This is a genomic window from Amycolatopsis magusensis (assembly GCF_017875555.1).
GTDB lineage: Bacteria > Actinomycetota > Actinomycetes > Mycobacteriales > Pseudonocardiaceae > Amycolatopsis > Amycolatopsis magusensis.
In genome coordinates, this window is sequence record NZ_JAGGMS010000001.1 from 2358909 (window position 1) to 2377844 (window position 18936).

At 70.6% G+C, this 18936-nt stretch carries 17 protein-coding genes; 7 read left to right on the forward strand and 10 right to left on the reverse strand.

Annotated elements, in window-relative coordinates:
* Positions 1 to 2 precede the first annotated feature (2 nt).
* The 4 genes from meaB (at position 3) to JOM49_RS10980 (ending at position 4001) form a co-directional block, all read left to right on the forward strand.
* Positions 3 to 995 carry a methylmalonyl Co-A mutase-associated GTPase MeaB gene (meaB, locus tag JOM49_RS10965; protein WP_209664193.1) on the forward strand — a complete coding sequence of 331 codons (993 nt, stop codon included), beginning with the start codon at positions 3 to 5 and terminating at the stop codon, positions 993 to 995.
* 58 nt (positions 996 to 1053) lie between these two features.
* Complete coding sequence (locus tag JOM49_RS10970) at positions 1054 to 1332, forward strand: hypothetical protein (protein WP_245369293.1); 279 nt, start codon at positions 1054 to 1056, stop codon at positions 1330 to 1332.
* 210 nt (positions 1333 to 1542) lie between these two features.
* The gene (locus JOM49_RS10975; protein ID WP_209664194.1) at positions 1543 to 2829 is read left to right on the forward strand and encodes an amidohydrolase; all 1287 of its coding nucleotides are present in this window, start codon (positions 1543 to 1545) and stop codon (positions 2827 to 2829) included.
* Positions 2830 to 3224: 395 nt separating this feature from the next.
* On the forward strand, positions 3225 to 4001 hold the full coding sequence (locus JOM49_RS10980; RefSeq protein ID WP_308158707.1) for an endonuclease domain-containing protein: 777 nt from the start codon (positions 3225 to 3227) through the stop codon (positions 3999 to 4001).
* Positions 4002 to 4874: 873 nt separating this feature from the next.
* On the opposite strand, the gene JOM49_RS10985 is transcribed toward JOM49_RS10980, so the two are convergent.
* A complete protein-coding gene (locus JOM49_RS10985) occupies positions 4875 to 5327 on the reverse strand; it encodes a gamma-glutamylcyclotransferase family protein (protein ID WP_209664195.1) in 453 nt (150 codons plus the stop codon).
* A 134-nt stretch (positions 5328 to 5461) separates the two neighbouring features.
* Here JOM49_RS10985 and JOM49_RS10990 point away from each other — a divergent pair, with 134 nt between their 5' ends.
* Together JOM49_RS10990 and JOM49_RS10995 are read left to right on the forward strand one after the other, a co-directional pair.
* Positions 5462 to 6865 carry an NAD(P)H-quinone dehydrogenase gene (locus JOM49_RS10990; protein WP_209664196.1) on the forward strand — a complete coding sequence of 468 codons (1404 nt, stop codon included), beginning with the start codon at positions 5462 to 5464 and terminating at the stop codon, positions 6863 to 6865.
* A 219-nt stretch (positions 6866 to 7084) separates the two neighbouring features.
* Positions 7085 to 7792: a VOC family protein gene (locus JOM49_RS10995; protein ID WP_368860548.1), complete on the forward strand. Its 708-nt coding sequence runs from the start codon at positions 7085 to 7087 to the stop codon at positions 7790 to 7792.
* Between the two features lie 27 nt (positions 7793 to 7819).
* On the opposite strand, the gene glpK is transcribed toward JOM49_RS10995, so the two are convergent.
* The gene (gene glpK, locus JOM49_RS11000; RefSeq protein WP_209664198.1) at positions 7820 to 9325 is read right to left on the reverse strand and encodes a glycerol kinase GlpK; all 1506 of its coding nucleotides are present in this window, start codon (positions 9323 to 9325) and stop codon (positions 7820 to 7822) included.
* A gap of 31 nt (positions 9326 to 9356) precedes the next feature.
* Entirely contained in the window at positions 9357 to 10106 is a 750-nt protein-coding gene (locus JOM49_RS11005) for an MIP/aquaporin family protein (protein ID WP_209664199.1), read from the reverse strand.
* Positions 10107 to 10331: 225 nt separating this feature from the next.
* Between JOM49_RS11005 and JOM49_RS11010 the strand changes: the two genes are divergently transcribed.
* The gene (locus tag JOM49_RS11010) at positions 10332 to 12098 is read left to right on the forward strand and encodes a glycerol-3-phosphate dehydrogenase/oxidase (protein ID WP_245369296.1); all 1767 of its coding nucleotides are present in this window, start codon (positions 10332 to 10334) and stop codon (positions 12096 to 12098) included.
* Positions 12099 to 12165: 67 nt separating this feature from the next.
* Here the strand turns inward: JOM49_RS11010 and JOM49_RS11015 are convergent, their stop codons facing one another.
* The 7 genes from JOM49_RS11015 to JOM49_RS11045 all read right to left on the reverse strand — a co-directional run bounded on the left by JOM49_RS11015 (position 12166) and on the right by JOM49_RS11045 (position 18936).
* Positions 12166 to 13509: a class I adenylate-forming enzyme family protein gene (locus tag JOM49_RS11015; RefSeq protein ID WP_209664200.1), complete on the reverse strand. Its 1344-nt coding sequence runs from the start codon at positions 13507 to 13509 to the stop codon at positions 12166 to 12168.
* A complete protein-coding gene (locus JOM49_RS11020; RefSeq protein ID WP_209664201.1) occupies positions 13506 to 14036 on the reverse strand; it encodes a GNAT family N-acetyltransferase in 531 nt (176 codons plus the stop codon). The genes JOM49_RS11015 and JOM49_RS11020 overlap by 4 nt, the downstream gene beginning before the upstream one ends.
* Before the next feature lie 21 nt (positions 14037 to 14057).
* Positions 14058 to 14681, reverse strand: coding sequence for a response regulator (locus JOM49_RS11025; RefSeq protein ID WP_209664202.1), 624 nt, complete (start codon positions 14679 to 14681; stop codon positions 14058 to 14060).
* Positions 14678 to 15910, reverse strand: coding sequence for a sensor histidine kinase (locus tag JOM49_RS11030; RefSeq protein WP_443626876.1), 1233 nt, complete (start codon positions 15908 to 15910; stop codon positions 14678 to 14680). The genes JOM49_RS11025 and JOM49_RS11030 overlap by 4 nt, the downstream gene beginning before the upstream one ends.
* Positions 15911 to 16018: 108 nt before the next feature.
* A complete protein-coding gene (locus JOM49_RS11035; RefSeq protein ID WP_209671058.1) occupies positions 16019 to 16402 on the reverse strand; it encodes a DUF1707 SHOCT-like domain-containing protein in 384 nt (127 codons plus the stop codon).
* 102 nt (positions 16403 to 16504) lie between these two features.
* Positions 16505 to 18304: an acetyl/propionyl/methylcrotonyl-CoA carboxylase subunit alpha gene (locus JOM49_RS11040; RefSeq protein WP_209664204.1), complete on the reverse strand. Its 1800-nt coding sequence runs from the start codon at positions 18302 to 18304 to the stop codon at positions 16505 to 16507.
* 38 nt (positions 18305 to 18342) lie between these two features.
* The gene (locus JOM49_RS11045) at positions 18343 to 18936 is read right to left on the reverse strand and encodes a 1,2-dihydroxy-3-keto-5-methylthiopentene dioxygenase (protein WP_209664205.1); all 594 of its coding nucleotides are present in this window, start codon (positions 18934 to 18936) and stop codon (positions 18343 to 18345) included.

The following is an 18936-nucleotide window of genomic DNA, read 5'->3' on the forward strand; positions in this document are numbered from 1 at the left end:
GCATGCCACGGACCATCGACGTCACCGCGTACGCCAAGGGCGTGCTGGCCGGTGACCGCGGCCTGCTGTCGAAGGCGATCACGCTGGTCGAGTCGCAGCGCGCCGACCACCGCGGGCAGGCGCAGGACCTGCTGGTGGAACTGCTGCCGCACGCCGGTGGCGCGCAACGGGTCGGCATCACCGGCGTACCCGGCGTCGGCAAGTCGACTTTCATCGACCAGCTGGGCACCGAGCTGACCGAGGCCGGGCACAAGGTCGCGGTGCTCGCCGTCGACCCGTCGTCCACCAGGACCGGCGGCAGCATCCTCGGCGACAAGACCCGGATGGCGCGGCTGTCGGTCGACCCGTCGGCGTTCATCCGCCCGTCGCCGACCTCGGGCACGCTCGGCGGCGTCGCCCGCGCCACCCGCGAGACGATCGTGCTGATGGAGGCGGCAGGCTACGACATCGTGCTGGTCGAGACGGTCGGCGTCGGGCAGTCCGAGGTGACCGTGGCGAACATGGTCGACTGCTTCCTGTTCCTCACCCTGGCGCGCACCGGCGACCAGTTGCAGGGCATCAAGAAGGGCGTGCTGGAGCTGGCCGACGTGATCGCGGTCAACAAGGCCGACGGCGACCACGAGCGCGAGGCCAAGCGCGCCGCGCGCGAGCTGTCCGGGGCGCTGCGGATGATCTACGGCCCTGAAGCGGACTGGACGCCACCGGTGCTGACCTGCAGCGCGCTGCACGGCGTCGGCCTCGGCACGGTGTGGGAGCAGATCGGCAGGCACCGGGACGCGCTGTCCGCTTCGGGCGAGCTCGCCGAAAAACGACGCAGGCAGAACGTGGACTGGACCTGGTCGATGGTCCGGGAGCAACTGCTCGGCCGGTTGTCGGCGCACCCCGGCGTGCGGTCGGTGGTGCCGGAGGTCGAGCGGGCGGTGCGCGAGGGCGAACTGACCGCGACACTGGCCGCCGAGCAGATCCTCGAGGCCTTCTCCGGGCCTGTCGGGTGACTCGCGGTCGCCGGGGCGGCACACTGAGGAGCAACCGTCCGTCGGAAAGGTTGCCGTCTTGATCACGAAGCTGCGCGGACTGCTGCCGGCCGTTCTGCTGGGCCTGCTGGTGCTGCTGCCCGCCCCCGCGCTCGCCGCCCCGGAACCGGTCGCCGCGGTGTCGGTGGTGCTCACCCAGGACCCGCCGCCGGGCCCGGTGCTGGACCCCGCCGAAAGCGACCGCGCCAACAACGAAAAGACCAAGAACCAGCTCATCGCCGGCGGAACCGCGGTGGTGCTGCTGGGGATCGTGCTGTGGGGCAGGCGGGTGCGCGCCAAGCGCCGCAAGTCGGGCTGATCATCGTTCCAAGATCTACAGCCAGGCCGAATTCGGCCACGCCGCTCAGCGCAGATCCACTACCGGCCGTCTCGCGGTGCTCGTGGCTCGAGTCCCGTGCCAGGCGCATGGGGCAGGATCAAGGCAAATGCGTACGACTTTGCTCACATTTCGAACGGCAGGCCGGGTGCACGGCGCCCAGTTGGCCCGCGCTACGAACGGCGGTGCGGCGTGACAGTGCTCGACTCCCGGTGGGACCGCCCCGGAGATGAAGGGGCCCCTTCGGGTGGCCCCGCCGCGCTGCTGAGCCCCGCTGGCGTCAGCATGGCACCCGTGGGAGATGTCGGAAGTGGCCGCGGACCGTTCTGGCTGGACGCCTGGCTCGAGGAGAACGCGGCCGACGTGGTCGCCTGGCGGCGGCACATCCACGCGAACCCGGAGCTTTCCCGGCGTGAGTTCGCGACCACCGAACTGGTGATGAAGGTGCTGAGCACGGCCGGGCTGAAGCCGTGGGTGCTGCCCGGCGGCACCGGCGTGCTGTGCGACATCGGCGAGGGGCCGCGCTGCGTGGCGCTGCGCGCCGACATGGACGCGCTGCCGCTGACCGAGGCGACCGGGCTGCCGTACGCGTCCACGGTCGACGGCGTGGCGCACGCCTGCGGGCACGACGCGCACACCACGATCCTGCTGGCCGCGGCGCTGGCGCTGAACTCGGCGCCCGAGCTACCCGGCCGGGTGCGGCTGATCTTCCAGGCCGCGGAGGAGGTCATGCCGGGCGGTGCGCTGGACGCGATCGCGGCGGGCGCGCTCAACGGCGTCGGCCGGATCTTCGGCCTGCACTGCGACCCGCGGCTGGCGGTCGGCAAGGTCGGCACCCGGGTCGGCGCGCTGACCTCGGCGGCCGACCTGATCGAGCTGCGGCTGACCTCGCCGGGCGGGCACACCTCGCGCCCGCACCTGACCGCCGACCTGGTGCACGCGCTGGGCACGGTGATCACCTCGCTGCCTTCGGTGCTGTCGCGGCGGGTCGACCCGCGGTCGGGCACGGTGCTGGTGTGGGGCGCGGTGCACGCGGGCGAGGCGGCGAACGCGGTGCCGCAGGACGGCCTGCTGCGCGGGACCCTGCGCACGGCCGACCACGAGGTGTGGAGCGCGCTGGAGCCGCTGGTCGCCGCTTCGGTCGAATCGCTGCTGGCGCCGACCGGGGTGGGGTTCCAGCTGGACTACCGGCGTGGCGTGCCGCCGGTCGTGTCGGACCCGCTGTCCACCGATGTGCTGCGCGCCGGCGTCGAGGCGGCTCTCGGTGAGGACTCGCACGCGGCCACGGAGCAGTCGTCCGGCGGTGAGGACTTCGGGTGGTACCTGGAGCACGTGCCGGGCGCGTTCGCGCGGCTGGGCGTGTGGCCGGGCGAAGGCCCCATGCGAGACCTGCACCAGCCCACCTTCGAACTGGACGAACGAGCCCTGCTGGCCGGCGCCCGAGTCATGGTCCACACCGCCCTAGCCGCCCTCGCCTAACCCTGCCCCACGCTCAGAAGCCCGAGTTCCACACTCAGGAGCCCGAACCCCACGTTCAGGAGCCCGAACCCCACACTCGTGCAGCCGAACCTCACGTTCGCGCACGCGAGCCTCACACTCGGCTGCCCGAACCCCACGTTCAGGCAGCCGAATCCCACACTCAGGGAGCCGAGTTCCACAGTCGCGCCCGCAGTTGTCCACAGGCCTCGAGTTATCCACAGCCTGTGTAGAACTGGCTGGTGTCCACCCACCCCCGATGACACCGTGGACACGTGCTTCTGCTACCCGAGGGCCTCCACGGTGCCCACCTCCGAACCGACCTCCAGAGCGCCATCGGCCCGGGTCGGCTGCGTACCGCCGTTGCACAGGGCTCGCTCCAGTCGTACTCCCGGTCTGTGCTGGTAGAGCGCCGACGAGCGGCTGAATTCCGCACCCGCGTCGCCGCCGCGCTGCTGTACGCGGGACCTCAAGCCGCGCTCACCAGTGAGTCGGTTCTCGCGCTCGGCGGGTTCGCTTCGGCGTCGTCGAAACGCGTCGAAATCCTGGTCCCGTACACCCGCAGACTCCGCCGAAAACCGGGCCTAGTTATCCACAGCACCCAGTTTTCGGAGATCGATGTCAACACCGTCCAGGGCCTGCGCGTGATGTCGCCGGACTTCGCGCTCGCCGAGGTGTTGTGCCGTGACCGGGGCCGGGTCGGCTTCGCCTGCATGGACGAAGCGCTGAGCCGGTACCCGGCCGACGATCGCGAAGCGGTCCGGGCCGCCGTGCTGACCAGGATCATGGCCCGCCCGGACTCCCGGGGCAGCGCGCGTGCCCGGTTCCTGGTGGACCTGGCCACCGGCTTGGCGGAGTCGCCGCCGGAAAGCTGGACGCTGCTGCTGATCGTCGATGCGGGCTGGCCACCGCCGCAGCCGCAGTTCGTGGTCGCGAACCTGGCGGGCCGCGAGCTCTACCGCCTGGACCTGGCGTGGCCGGAAGCCCGCGTCGCCGTCGAGTACGACGGCCACGCCGCCCACGAAGACAGACAAGAGCAGGATGCCCTCCGCGACGAAGACCTCCGACGGCGCGGCTGGACGCTCATCCACCTCACCGCCGCCGACCTGCGCGAGCCGGGCCGCTTCCTCAGCGACCTGCACGCCGCCCTCACCCGCGGCGGCTTAGCCGCCTAACCCACCGCACGACCGTAGAACTCAACTACCCGACCGAGTGACCCGCCAATTCCGCCCTCGACCCTCTGCCACCGCGCCGCACCCCGTGGCCCGATCGCCGCATTCACCCCGCGCCCACCACCCACCGCAGCCCCGCACCGCCCGCTCCGGCCCCACACTCCGCCCTCCCACTTCCGCATCCGTTCACCCCGGCCACTCATCCCGCGGCTCTCGCGGACTCCGACCCGGCGGGTGTCGGCCACACGCCACTGACCGCCCGGCCCGCCCACTCGCCCGTCGGCCGAAGCCGTCCGAGCAGGACCTCACGCAGCCGACTGCCGGTCACCGCCGCCCGAGCGCAGAACTCACCTGCCGGAACGTCGAACTCGGCTACCTGAGCGTGGAACTCGCCTGCCGGAACGTGAGATTCGGGTGCCTGAGCGTGAGGCTCGGCTGCGGGAACGTGGGGCTCGGCCGCCGGAACGTGGGATTCGGGTGCCTGAGTGTGGGGTTCACCCGCCCGAACGGGAGGTTCGGATGCCTGAGTGTGGGATTCAGGTGCCTGAGCGTGGGTTTCGGCTGCGTGACTGACTCGGGTGCGTGGGTGCACGCGAGTGCGGGGTTGGGGTCCCCAAGTGTGGGGTTGACCTGCCCGAACGGGAGGTTCGGGTGCGTGAGCGTGGGGTTCGGCTGGCGGAGTGCGGAACTCGGCTGCTCGGACGTGGGGTTCGGCTACCGGGGTGGTGAGCTCGGCTGCCCAATTGCGGGACTCGGCTGCGGGAACGTGGGGTCGGCCACCTGAATGTGGAGTTCGGGTGCCGGAACGTGAGGTTCGGATGCCCCAGTGTGGGGTTCGGGCGCGCGGACGTGGGGTTCGGGTGCCTGAGTGTGGGGTTAGGGGGTTATGCCGGTGCAGGGGCGGGTTCGTAGGGCTTCTACGTAGTCGGCGGGGGCGGAGGCGGCTTCGGCGGCATCGGCGAGGGCGCCCAGGTAGCGGGCCGAGGGCAGGCCGCCTTCGTAGGCGTCCAGCACGTACAGCCAGGCCAGCACCGAGCCTTCGAGGGTCTGCACCCGCAGCCGGATCTTGTTGTGCATGCCCAGCTCGCCGCCTTCCCAGCGGTCCAGGCGGGCCTCGTCCTGGGGGAGCACGTCGTAGAGCACCACGAACACGCGTGAGCCGGGGGACTCGACGATGGTGGCGAGCGCGCCTTCCCAGCCGATGTCCTCGCCACCGAAGGTCAGCCGCCAGCCTTCGAGCCAGCCGGTTCCCGCCATCGGCGAGTGCGGCGCACGCTGCATCATCTGGGCGGGATCCATGTTGGATCCATACGCGGCATACAAGGGCACGGCGACAGCCTAGCGACCTTCACCCGCCGAAGTGGACGCACTCCGCGTGTCCGGCCACTCGACCGGACGAACGGTCCTCCGCGTACGGTGAGTTCGAGCCGGCTACCCACGGCGCGAAGAGGAGGAGAGCACAGGTGACCAGGATCGTCATCATGGGCGGCGGACCCGCGGGCTACGAGGCCGCGCTGGTGGCCGCGCAGCACGGGGCGAACGTGACCGTGGTCGAGCGCGATGGCCTGGGCGGCGCCTGCGTGCTCTACGACTGCGTCCCGTCCAAGACCTTCATCGCCTCCTCCGGCGCCCGCGCCAGCCTGCACGGGCTGCACGAGCTCGGCATCGCCACCGACCTCGCCGACACCAGCGTCGACCTGCACACGGTGCACGGTCGCGTCCGCGGCCTCGCACTCGCCCAATCGGCTGATATTCGCGCCAGGGTGCAGCGCGAGGGCGTCCGGGTGATCACCGGCACCGCCCGCTTCTGCGACGAGGAGCCCGGCCTCGCCACCCACAAGGTCGCCGTCACCCCCGAAGGCGGCGACACCGAGGTGCTCGACGCCGACGTGGTGCTCATCGCCACCGGTGCCACCCCGCGCGTGCTGCCGGGCGCGGTGCCCGACGGCGAGCGCATCCTCGACTGGCGCCAGCTCTACGACCTGCCCGAACTGCCGGAGCACCTGGCGGTGATCGGCTCGGGTGTCACCGGCGCCGAGTTCGCCTCCGCCTACACCGAGATGGGCGTCAAGGTCACCGTGGTCTCCAGCCGCGACCGGGTCCTCCCGCACGAGGACGCCGACGCCGCGGCCGTGCTCGAGGAGGTCTTCTCCCAGCGCGGCACCACCGTGGTCAAGCACGCCAGGGCCGACCGGGTCGAACGCACCGGTGACGGGGTGAAGGTGCACCTCGCCGACGGCCGGGTGATCGAGGCCAGCCACGCGCTGATGACCGTCGGCTCCGTCCCGAACACCACCGACATCGGCCTGGAGACCGTCGGCATCGAGCCGGGACCCGGCGGGTTCATCACCGTGGACCGCGTCTCCCGCACCAACATCTCCGGCATCTACGCGGCCGGCGACTGCACGGGCGTGCTCATGCTCGCCTCGGTGGCCAGCATGCAGGGCCGCATCGCGATGTGGCACGCGCTCGGCGAGGGTGTCGCGCCGATCAAGCTGAAGACCGTCGCGGCGAACGTGTTCACCCACCCGGAGATCGCCACGGTCGGCATCAGCCAGCAGGCGATCGACTCCGGTGAGGTGCCCGCCCGCACGATCATGCTGCCGCTGGCCACCAACGCCCGCGCCAAGATGGAGGGCCTGCGCCGCGGTTTCGTGAAGCTGTTCTGCCGCCCGGCGACCGGGGTGGTGGTCGGCGGGGTGGTGGTCGCGCCGACGGCGAGCGAGCTGATCCTGCCCATCGCGCTCGCGGTGCAGAACCAGCTCACCGTGGAGCACCTCGCGCTGACCTTCTCGGTGTACCCGTCGCTGTCCGGCTCGATCACCGAGGCCGGTCGCCAGCTCATGCGTCACGACGACCTGGACTGAAGTACACGAGCACGTCAAGAAAGGGCCGCCGGGGTTGACTTCCGGCGGCCTTTTTGTTTGTCAACCAAAACGATTGTTTTGTTATACCCGGGCGCGCCGAATTCATTTATTTCCCGATCCCTGCGCCGGTGTGCTACAAAATGCGGTCGAAGGGAGCGCGCCCGGATGACCTTTCGTGATTCACCGTGGCCACGCGGCATGCCGTGCTGGGTCGACCTGATGATTTCCGATCTGACAATGGCCAGGAAATTCTACGGACAGTTGTTCGGCTGGGAGTTCGAAGAGCGGGACGGCCGATTGCGCTGCACGATCGGCGGACGCGAGGTCTCCGGGATCGGTGAACGAACCGGTCCGGACACCGCCGCGGTGTGGACCACCTACTTCGCCGTCCCCGATCTGGACGCCACCCTGAACGCCATCGCCGGAGCGGGCGGGCGGATCTTCCGGCCCGCGACCGGGGTCGGCGAGGACTGCCGGTTCGCCGTGGTGGCCGATCCGGGCGGCGCGGTGTTCGGCCTCTGGCAGGCCGGGGCGCGAATCGGCGCCGAGGTCACCGACGAGCCGGGCGCGCTGGTGTGGAACGAGTGCTTCACCGCGGATTTCGCTGCCGCCGAGGCGTTCTACACCGGCATCTTCGGCTACGAACCGGCGGACCTGTCCGCGCCGGGGTTCAGCTACACCGCGCTCACCCTGGGCGGGGAGGCGGTCGGCGGGCTGGCGGAACTGCCGCCGGACGTGCCGGGCGAGGTGCCCGCGCACTGGGTGACCTACTTCGCCGTGGCCGACGCGGACGCGAGCACCGACCTGGTGCGCGAACTCGGCGGCAGCGTGCTGAACCCGCCGTTCGACTCACCGGACGGCAGGCTGGCCGCGGTCACCGACAACCAGGGCGTGTCGTTCTGCCTGGTCGGCCCCCGCGGCTCGTGAGCGCGCGGGGGCCGGCCGGGCCACCGGTCAGTCGACCCAGTCGAAGGTCTTGGTGACCGCCTTCTTCCAGTTCTTGAACTGGGCCTCCCGGGTGTCGGCGTCCAGCTCGGGGGTCCACTCCTTGTCCTTGGCCCAGTTGTTGCGGATGTCGTCCTCGCTCTTCCAGAACCCGACGGCGAGCCCGGCCGCGTAGGCGGCGCCGAGCGCGGTGGTCTCGTTCACCACCGGCCGGATCACCGGCACGCCGAGGATGTCGGCCTGGAACTGCATGAGCAGCTCGTTGACCACCATGCCGCCGTCGACCTTCAGCGAGGTCAGCGCGACCCCGGAGTCGGCGTTCATCGCGTCGATCACCTCGCGGGTCTGGAACGCCGTGGCCTCCAGCACCGCCCGCGCCAGGTGGCCCTTGTTCACGAACCGGGTGAGGCCGACGATCGCGCCGCGGGCGTCGGAGCGCCAGTACGGCGCGAACAGGCCGGAGAACGCGGGCACGAAGTAGGCGCCGCCGTTGTCCTCGACCTTGCGCGCGTGCTCCTCGATCTCCGCGGCCGTGCCGATCATGCCCAGGTTGTCCCGCAGCCACTGCACCAGCGAGCCGGTGACCGCGATGGAGCCTTCCAGCGCGTACACCGTGTCGTTCGAGCCGATCTTGTAGCAGACCGTGGTGAGCAGGCCGTTCTCCGAGAGCACCTTCTCGGTACCGGTGTTCAGCAGCACGAAGTTGCCGGTGCCGTAGGTGTTCTTCGCCTCGCCGGGGGACAGGCAGGCCTGCCCGAAGGTGGCTGCCTGCTGGTCGCCGAGGATGCCGGCGATCGGCACCCCGGCCAGCGCGCCGCGTTCGCGGACCTTGCCGAACTCCTCCGAGGACGAGCGGATCTCCGGCAGCATGGACAGCGGGATGCCCATGTCCTCGGCGATCGAGGCGTCCCATTCGAGGGTGTCGAGGTCCATCAGCAGGGTGCGCGAGGCGTTGGTCGGGTCGGTGGCGTGGACCCCGCCCTGCGTGCCGCCGGTCATGTTCCACAGCACCCAGGTGTCCATGTTGCCGAAGAGCAGGTCACCGGCTTCGGCGCGCTCGCGGGCACCGTCCACATTGTCCAGGATCCACTTGATCTTCGGCCCGGAGAAGTAGGTGGCCAGCGGCAGGCCGGTCTTCTCGCGGTAGCGCTCCTGCCCGCCGCCGAGCCCGCCGAGCTCGGTGACGATCTTGTCGGTCCTGGTGTCCTGCCAGACGATCGCGTTGTACACCGGCTTGCCGGTCTTGCGGTCCCAGACCAGCGTGGTCTCGCGCTGGTTGGTGATGCCGACCGCGGCGATGTCGGCCGCGGTGATGTCCGCCTTGGCCAGTGCCCCGGCGGCCACCGCGCGGGTGTTCTCCCAGATCTCCTCGGCGTTGTGCTCGACCCAGCCCGCCTGCGGGAAGATCTGCTCGTGCTCGCGCTGGTCCACCGCGACCGAGCGGCCGGTGTGGTCGAAGATCATCATCCGGGTGGACGTGGTGCCCTGGTCGATCGCGGCGACGTAGGAAGTCATTTCGCTTCAACTCTCCTAGCAGAGGTCTTGGTCAGGCGGGCGTCGGCAGCACGAGGAACAGTAGGGCCGCGAGCGCCCCGCCGACCAGCGGGCCGAGCACCGGAACCCAGGAGTAACCCCAGTTCGGGTTGGCCTTGCTGCGGATCGGCAGCAGGAAGGCGTAGGCGATGCGCGGGCCGAGGTCGCGGGCCGGGTTGATGGCGTAGCCGGTCGGGCCGCCGAGCGAGGTGCCGATCACCAGCACCACGAACGCGACGCCGGCGTAGCCCAGCGCCGAGTTGCCGAACTCCGGCACCCCGGCCTCGCCGGCCTTGACCACCGGGCTGAGCAGGACCCAGGCCACCAGCACGAAGGTGCCGATGATCTCGGTGACCAGGTTCCACACCCGGTGCGGGATCTGCGGGGCGGTGGCGAAGATGCCGAGCGTGTTCTCCGGCTCGGGGTGGTCGTCGAACTGCAGTTTGTAGGTGGCCCAGCAGAGCACCGCGCCGATGATCGCGCCGAGCATCTGCGCGAGGAAGTAGATCGGGACGTCGGCCCACTCGGTCTTGCCCGCGATGGCGAGGCCGAGGGTGACCGCGGGGTTGAGGTGCGCGCCGCTCGGGGCGGCCAGGCTGGCGCCGGTGAACACGGCGAAGGCCCAGCCGATGTTCACGAAGAGGAAGCCGGCGTTGTTCCCGTTGTTCTTGCGGAGGACGTGGTTGGCCACGACCCCGTTGCCGAGAAGGATCAGCACCGCCGTGCCGACCAGTTCCCAGATGAAAATATGCCCAGCTGCCATTCTCGTCCCTCCACAACGGACACTTCGCGCGCAGGGTCGATTACGGCGTGCCACGGCCCCGTTGCCGACCCACGATCATGGGAACGCTACTAGTTGGTAGTCGAACCTTCCAGGCACGAACGGCAGCAAATTTTCACTGTCCGGTCACTGTCGAGGGGAACACCTCGAAAGACTCGTCAATCACACTGCGGCGCTCGCCGGGATGCGGGGGCCGTGGGACGTGACATGCTGGACGGCGAGCATGTCGAGGAGGATGCGGTGACCGATTCTGCACGCGGGGCGGGCCAGGCCGAACTGGGGCCGCGGACCCGTGAGGACTCATGGCGGCGGCTGGGCGGCGAAAGCTTCGACCTGGTGGTCATCGGCGGTGGTGTGGTCGGCGCGGGCGTGGCGCTCGACGCGGCGACCCGCGGCCTGCGGGTGGCGCTGGTGGAGGCCAGGGATCTCGCCTCCGGGACGTCGAGCCGGTCCAGTAAGCTGTTCCACGGCGGCCTTCGTTACCTCGAACAGCTGGAATTCGGCCTGGTGCGCGAGGCGCTGCGCGAGCGCGAGCTGATGCTCACGCGGCTCGCCCCGCACCTGGTGAAGCCGGTGAGTTTCCTGTACCCGCTGACCAGGCGCGTCTGGGAGCGGCCGTACACCGCGGCCGGGTTGTTCATGTACGACACCATGGGCGGCGCGCGATCGGTGCCCGGCCAGAAGCACCTGTCCAGGGCGGGTGCCCTGCGCATGGTGCCCGCGCTCAAGCGGGACGCGCTGATCGGCGGGATCCGCTACTACGACGCGCAGGCCGACGACGCCCGCCACACCATGACGGTGGCGCGCACGGCCGCGCACTACGGCGCCGTGGTCCGGAACTCCACCCAGGTGGTGCGCTTCCTGCGGGAGGCCGACCGGATTTCCGGTGTGCGCGTACGAGATGTGGAAGACGGCCGCGAGACCGACATCCAGGCCAGCGCGGTGATCAACTGCACCGGCGTGTGGACCGACGAGCTGCAGCGCCTGTCCGGTAGCCGCGGCCGGTTCCGCGTGCGTGCCAGCAAGGGCGTGCACATCGTCGTGCCGCGCGACCGGATCGTCTCGGAATCGGGCATGATCCTGCGCACCGAGAAGTCCGTGTTGTTCGTCATCCCGTGGCGCAACCACTGGATCGTGGGCACCACCGACACCGACTGGAACCTGGACCTCGCGCACCCGTCGGCCACCAAGCACGACATCGACTACCTGCTGGAACACGTCAACACCGTGCTCGCGACGCCGCTCACGCACGACGACATCGAAGGCGTCTACGCCGGGCTGCGGCCGTTGCTGGCCGGCGAGAGCGAGGAGACCTCGAAGCTGTCGCGCGAGCACGCCGTCGCGCGGGTGGCGCCGGGGCTGGTCGCGATCGCCGGGGGCAAGTACACCACCTACCGGGTGATGGCCGCCGACGCCGTGGACGCGGCGGCGGTCGACCTGCCGGGCCGCCCGCAGCCGTCGATCACCGACAAGGTGCCGCTGCTCGGCGCGGACGGCTACCACGCGCTGGTGAACCAGGCCGACCACCTGGCCGCGCAGCACGGGCTGCACCCGTACCGCGTCCGGCACCTGCTCGACCGCTACGGCTCGCTGGTGCACGAGGTGCTCGCACTCGGCGAAGGCCGTCCTGAGCTGCTCAAACCGCTCGAAGCCGCGCCCGACTACCTCGGGGTGGAGGCGGTGTACGCGGTCAGCCACGAGGGTGCGCTGCACCTGGAGGACGTGCTCGCCCGGCGCACGCGCATCTCGATCGAGTACCCGCACCGCGGGGTGGACTGCGCGCGGCAGGTGGCCCGGCTGATGGGCGAGGTGCTCGGCTGGACGGAGGCGGAGACCGCGCGCGAGGTCGAGGTGTACAACGCGCGGGTCGAGGCCGAACGGGACTCGCAGTCGCAGCCGAACGACGAAGCCGCCGACGAACGCCGGAACGCGGCGCCGGAAGCCCGCTCGAAGCTCACCGAACCGGTCAGCTGAGCGCAACCCAATGCTATGAGTGGGGCATTACTAGCATTCAACGCAAGTAATGCCCCACTCCTAGCATTCAATGCAAGTAATGCCCCACTCCTAGCAAACGCTTCCGGTCCAGCTTGCCGATGTGGGTGAGGGGGAGGGTGGCGGCGAACTCCACAGTGGCCGGGACGAAGTGGGGCTGGGCCAGCTCGGCGAGCACGTGCGCGCGTAGGTCGTCGGCGGTGACGGTGCCATCGGGGACCACGACCGCGTGGACCACGGCACCGTCCGGAGTGGACCGTCCGACGACGGCTGCTTCGCGGACGCGCGGGTGGGTGAGCAGGGCGTTTTCGACGCGCGCCGGGTGGACCTTGGTGCCGTGCTCGCCGGTGACGATCACGTCGTCCGCGCGGCCGTGCAGGTACAGGTAGCCGTCGTCGTCGAAGTGGCCGAGGTCGCCGGTGCGCAGCCAGTCGTCCTCGAACGGCTCGTGCAGGTATCCGTCCATCAAGGACAGTCCCTGCACCAGCACCTCGCCGTGGTCGTCGATGCGGGCGCTCATGCCCGGCACGATCCGGCCGACCGACGCGAGCCGGTCCGGGTGTCCCTCGTACTCGGCGGCGGTGATGGTGGCGATCATCGGCGCCTCGGTCAGGCCGTAGCCCTGGCCGACGATCGGGCCGAACACCGCCAGCGCCTGCTCCAGCCGGTGCACCGGCAGCGGGCTGGCGCCGAGCGAGATCGCGCGCAACGCACCGAGGTCCGCTTCGGCGAGCGCGGGGTGGTCGAGCAGCGCGCCGAGCCGCGCCGGGGTGAGGCTGAACCGGGTGATCCGGTCGGCGGACAGCGCCTCGATCACCGCGCCCGACTCGAAACCCTCGTGCAGCACCACGGTGTCCCCGCAGAGCAGCGCGCCGAGCACCGCGGCGTTGCCGGTCAGGTGCGAGACCGGCGCGACCACCAGTATCCGGTTCGGGCCTGCCGGATCGGGGTGGAAGACGTGGACCATGCCCTCGTAGGTGCCGGAGTGCCGGATCAGCTTCGGTGCCCCGGTGGTGCCGCCCGAGGTGAACACGGTCTCGGCGCGTTCGGGCACGGTGATCTCCACCGGTTCCGCGTCGAGCTCGGCGGGGTCCACCAGCACGGCATCGGCGGCGTCGAGGGCGGACCGGCGATCCGCTGGCGCGGCCGAAGCGGCGATCAGCAGCACCCGAGCCCCACGCAGTTGCGCGGCGAGCTGGGCGAGGACGGCGCCGGGGTGGTTGCCCGCGGAGATCGCGACCGTCTTGCCGGTCAGCGGGGGCAACGCGGCATACAGGCGCCGGAGGCGGCGCCCGGCGTCGGCGTAGGTCCAATCCACACAGGAGTGACGAAAGGCGACGCGTTCCGCGTACTCGTCGAAGACCTCCAGCACGCGGCTGAGGAAGAAGCTCACTCGGCTTCCTTGGTCCACACCAGGTCCTTCTCCCCGGCCGTGGGCACCACGGCCTCGCCGATCAGCGTGAACCCGCACCGCTGCGCGATCTTCTCCGACGCCTTGTTCGTCTCGGCGTGCCGGTATTCGACCGATTTCAGGTCCAGCGCCCCGAATCCGAAGCGCAGGGCCGCGCCGACGGCCAGCGTGCCGATGCCCTGCCCGCGTCCGCGTGGGTGCACCCAGATCGCCGCCTCCGCGGTCCCCGCTTCCAGATCGACCCGCTTCAGCCCGACCTCGCCGAGCAGGTCACCGGTGGTCGGTTCGGCGATGGCCCAAGAACACCGGGTGCCCTCGGCCCACTCCCGTGAGCGCCGCGCCACGTACTCCCCGGCGGCTTCGAGGGTTCGCAGCCGGTAGTTCGGCACGAACCGGCGGTGCACCGGATCCTCGAACGCCTCGACCAGCGTCGGGCGGTCGTCCAGCCGGTCGTCGGCGCGCAACTGCCGCAGGTAGTAGGCGCCCGCGTTGATCTCCACCGGTTCCACGCGACGAAGATACCCGCCGGTTCAGCTGAGCAATCCCCGCCGGTACGCCTCGCCGACGGCCGCCGCGCGGTCGCGGACCTCGAGCTTGGCGTAGATGTGCAGCAGGTGCGTCTTGATGCTGGCCTCGCTGATGAACAGCTTCGCCGCGGCCATCCGGTTCGTGGCGCCGTCGGCGACCAGTTCGAGCACCTCCATCTCGCGCTTGGTCAGCGTGTTCTTCGGCGCGGGCTGACGCATCTGGCCGAGCAGTTTCACCGCCACCGCGGGGGAAAGCACCGATTCGCCCTTGGCGGCCGCCCGCACCGCGCGCAGCAGTTCGGCGGTGGGCGCGTCCTTGAGCAGGTAGCCGGTGGCCCCGGCTTCTATCGCGGGCAGCACGTCGGACTCCGAGTCGAACGTGGTCAGCACCAGCACCTTGGAGTTCGGCGCGACCTCACGCAGTTCGCGGATCGCGGCGACGCCGTCCATGCGCGGCATGCGCAGGTCCATCAGCACCACGTCCGGCGCCAGCGCCCCCGCCAGCACCAGCGCCTCGGCGCCGTCCGCGGCCTCACCGGCGATCTCCAGGTCGGTTTCGCCGACGAACGCGCCCCGCAGGCCGTCGCGGACGATCGGGTGGTCGTCGACCAGCAGCAGCCTGATCATGAGGGTTCTCCGTTCGCCGTGGTGATGGCCGGTAGCTGGGCGTTGATCGTGGTGCCTTCCCCCGGGGTGCTTTCGATGGCGAGCGTGCCGGCGACCCGCTGCACGCGCTGGCGCATCCCGGACAGGCCGAAGCCCTCGCAGCCCGCGGGCATGCCGTTGGCCGCCGGGGTGAAGCCGATGCCGTCGTCCCGCACGTCGAGCATCACCAGTTCGTCCACATAGGACAGAGTGATCGCCACGCGGCTGGGTTTCGCGTGCTTCCCGGCGTTGGTCAGCGCTTCCTGCGCGACGCGGTAGAGCGTGACCTCCAGGTCCGGCAGCAGCGGGCGTGGATCACCGGTGACCTCGACCTTGACCGGCACACCGGAGGTGTCGGTCCAGGTGCGGCCGAGTTCGGCCATCGCGTCGGGCAGCCGTGAATCGGCGAGGCGTTCCGGGCGCAGCGCCCGCACCGAACGCCGTGCTTCGGTCAGGTTCTCCCTGGCCAGCGCGTGCACGTTGGCCAGGTGCCGCTGCCGTCGTTCGAGGTCGGTGCCGCTGCGTTCGGCGGCCTGGAGCTGGGTGATGATGCCCGCCAGGCCCTGGGCGATGGTGTCGTGGATTTCGCCGGCCATGCGCTGGCGCTCGTCGAGCACGCCGGCTTCCCTGGCCTGGCTGAGCAACTGGGCGTGCAGGCCGGCGTTCTCCTCCAGCGCCTCCTCCAGCTTCGCGTTGGCCTCCTCCAGCTGGGAGTTGGACCGGCGGCGCTTTTCGCTCTCCGAACCGACCACCCAGCCCGCGTAGAGCAGGGGCGCGGCCACCGAGAGCAGGGTGAGCCAGGTCGGTGCGTCCGTGCCACCGCGCGCGACCATCGGCAGGATCGCCGTCGCCGCCACGCCGAAGAAGCTTATCCTCGGTGTGAGCAGGCCGAACGCCAGTGGGTAACCGACCGAGGCGAACACGCCGAACCCGTCGCCGCGCGTGCTCAGGGCGGTGGCCAGCGCGAGGAAACCCAGGTAGTAGGCGACCACCAGCGCCGGGTTCGAGGAGCGGCGCGGGAACACCCAGATCACCTGCGGCATCCACAGCGCGGCCACGGCGATCAGCACGACCGTGCTGGGCGAGCTGGTCGCGTCGGCGGCGGTGAGCGCGTCCCACACCGACGAGATCGCCAGCCCGGCCAGGCTGACCCCGGCGAACACGCAGCCGGCGCGGCGCTCGCCACGGCGGTCCAGCGTGGTGGGCAGCACTCCGGCCAACACCCTCACCTCCCGTTTCCCGCGATTCATCATCGCAGCGGAAAACTGGGTGAAAGGTCGGCGATCCTGCCATTGTTCCTCCACCGATCGGTGGATGCCCTACCTCTGACCACGGGAGAACCCGCCCGCCAGCAGGGCGGCGGCCGCGGGGAGCAGGAACACCGGCCAGAAGCCGCGAGCCACGGTGAAGAACAGCACCAGTGCGATGACCGCGGCGATCGGCACCGCCTTCGAGGCCAGCGCCTGCCCCGGGGTGAGCCGCGGGGCGGGGCCGGTGATCGACGGGGTGAACAGCTCGCGGCTGAGCACGCTCGGGTGCGGCGCGGGGAGGTCCGCGAACAGCGGTTCGAGCTCCCCGCGCCGGGTGGCCACGGTGGCCTTGGCCGAGCGGTCGGCGTACTCGTCGACGTCGAGCCTGCCGGTGCGGACGTGCTCCTCGAGCGCGTCCAGCGCCTCCTGGCGCTCCGCGTTGCTCAGCCGCATCTCACCCGGGTTGTCACCCATGTGGTGAAGTCTACGGCTGCGCGAGAAAGGACTGAGCGCGAAGCGCTTCCGTTGAGGGTGGTGGTGGGCCGGCGGGCGGGATCAGTCCTTGAGTTCCAGGAGGGCGGTGCCCTGCGACACCGCGGCGCCGACCTCGGCGGTCAGGCCGGTGACCGTGCCCGACTTGTGCGCGGTGACCGGGTTCTCCATCTTCATCGCTTCCAGCACCACGATCAGCTCGCCCGCCTCGACCTGCTGGCCCTCTTCGACGGCGACCTTGACGATGGTGCCCTGCATGGGTGCGGTCACCGCGTCACCGCTGACCGCGGTCTTGCCGCCGCCACTGCGCTTGCGCGGCTTGGCCTTCGCCACCGGAGCACCGGCACCGCCACCACCGCCGAGCGCCAGGTTGCCCGGCAGGCTGACCTCCAGCCGCCGTCCGCCGACCTCGACCACCACGTTCTGCCGCGGCTGCTCGTCCTCGTCGACCTCGGCGGGCGAGGTGAACGGCTCGATCTGGTTGTCGAACTCGGTCTCGATCCAGCGGGTGTGCACGTGGAACTGCTTGCCGTCACCGATGAACGCCGGGTCGCGCACGATCGCGCGGTGGAACGGGATCACCGTGGCCAGACCCTCGGCGACCAGCTCGTCCAGCGCGCGGCGGCTGCGCTCCAGCGCGTTCTCGCGGTCGGAACCGGTGACGATCAGCTTCGCCAGCATCGAGTCGAACTGGCCGCCGATCACGCTGCCGGACTCCACCCCGGAGTCGACCCGGACGCCCGGCCCGCTCGGCGCGGCCCAGGTGGTCACCGTGCCCGGCGCGGGCAGGAAGTTGCGGCCCGCGTCCTCGCCGTTGATGCGGAACTCGATCGAGTGCCCGCGCGGCTCGGGGTCCTCGGTGAACCGCAGCCGCTCCCCGCGGGCGATGGCGAACTGCTCGCGGACCAGGTCGATGCCGGTGGTCTCCTCGGAGACCGGGTGCTCGACCTGCAGCCGGGTGTTCACCTCAAGGAAGGAGATGGTGCCGTCGGTGCCGACGAGGTACTCGACCGTGCCGGCGCCGGAGTACTGGGCCTCGGCGCAGATGGCCTTGGCGGAGCTGTGGATGGTGGCGCGCTGCTCGTCGGACAGGAAGGGCGCGGGCGCCTCCTCGACCAGCTTCTGGTGCCGCCGCTGCAGCGAGCAGTCGCGGGTGCCGACCACGATCACGTTGCCGTGCTGGTCGGCGAGGATTTGCGCCTCGACGTGCCGTGGCTTGTCGAGGTAGCGCTCCACGAAGCACTCGCCGCGGCCGAACGCTGCCACCGCCTCACGGGTGGCCGACTCGAACAGCTCGGGGATCTCCTCGAGGGTCCTGGCCACCTTCAGCCCGCGGCCACCGCCACCGAAGGCGGCCTTGATCGCCACCGGCAGGCCGTGTTCCTCGGCGAAGGCGATGATCTCGTCGGCCCCGGCCACCGGCTCCTTGGTGCCCGGCACCAGCGGCGCACCGGCCTTGAGCGCGATGTGGCGCGCGGTGACCTTGTCGCCGAGGTCGCGGATGGCCTGCGGGCGCGGCCCGATCCAGGTCAGGCCCGCGTCCAGCACGGCCTGGGCGAACTCGGCGTTCTCGGACAGGAAGCCGTAGCCGGGGTGCACCGAGTCGGCGCCGGCGCGGGCGGCGACGTCGAGCAGCTTGTCGATCACGAGGTAGCTCTCCGCGGCGGTGGTCCCGCCGAGTGCGAAGGCTTCGTCGGCGAGGCGCACGTGGGGGGCGTCGCGATCGGGATCGGCGTAGACCGCGACGCTGGCGATGCCGGCGTCCTTGGCCGCTCGGATGACCCGGACCGCGATCTCCCCGCGGTTGGCGACCAGCACCTTCGTCACCGGTCCGCCCTGGCTCGCGCTGGCTGCTTCGGGCACGCCCTACCTCCATGTGTGGCTATCGGCTTCGCCGCAGTTTACGGACTTGACGTCGAGTTCGTCTTGAGAGGCAAGTCACCCTCGCGGGTCAGCTCGTCCATCGGCGGGAAGCGGTCCGCGACGGAATTCTCCAGGAAATCCCCGACCCAGCCCTCTGTATCGTGGAAGAAACGAATGGACACGTAATCCGGCCGGGTGCCCATGTCGAACCAGTGCGTGGTCCTGGCGGGCACGCTGAGCAGATCGCCCGCCTCGCACAGCACCGCGTGCACCTTGCCGGCCACGTGCAGGTAGAACACCCCCGAGCCGCGCGCGAAGAAGCGGTCCTCGTCGTCGTCGTGGGTGTGCTCGCCGAGGAACTTCGCCCTGGCCTGCGCCGCGCCCGGGTCGTCCGGGGTGAGCTGCTTGACGTCGACGAAGGTGTAGCCCTCGGTGCGGATGACCTCGTCGACCTCGGCGCGGTAGGCGTCGAGCACCTGTTCCTCGGTCGGCCGCGCGGGCAGGTCCCGGACCGGCCACCGCTCGAATTTGACGCCCAGCTCGCCCAGCACGGCCTTGATCTCCCCGGCGTCCCGTGTGCGCTGCAGCACACCGGCGGGGTCGTCCTCCGCCCAGACGGTCAGCAGGGTCAT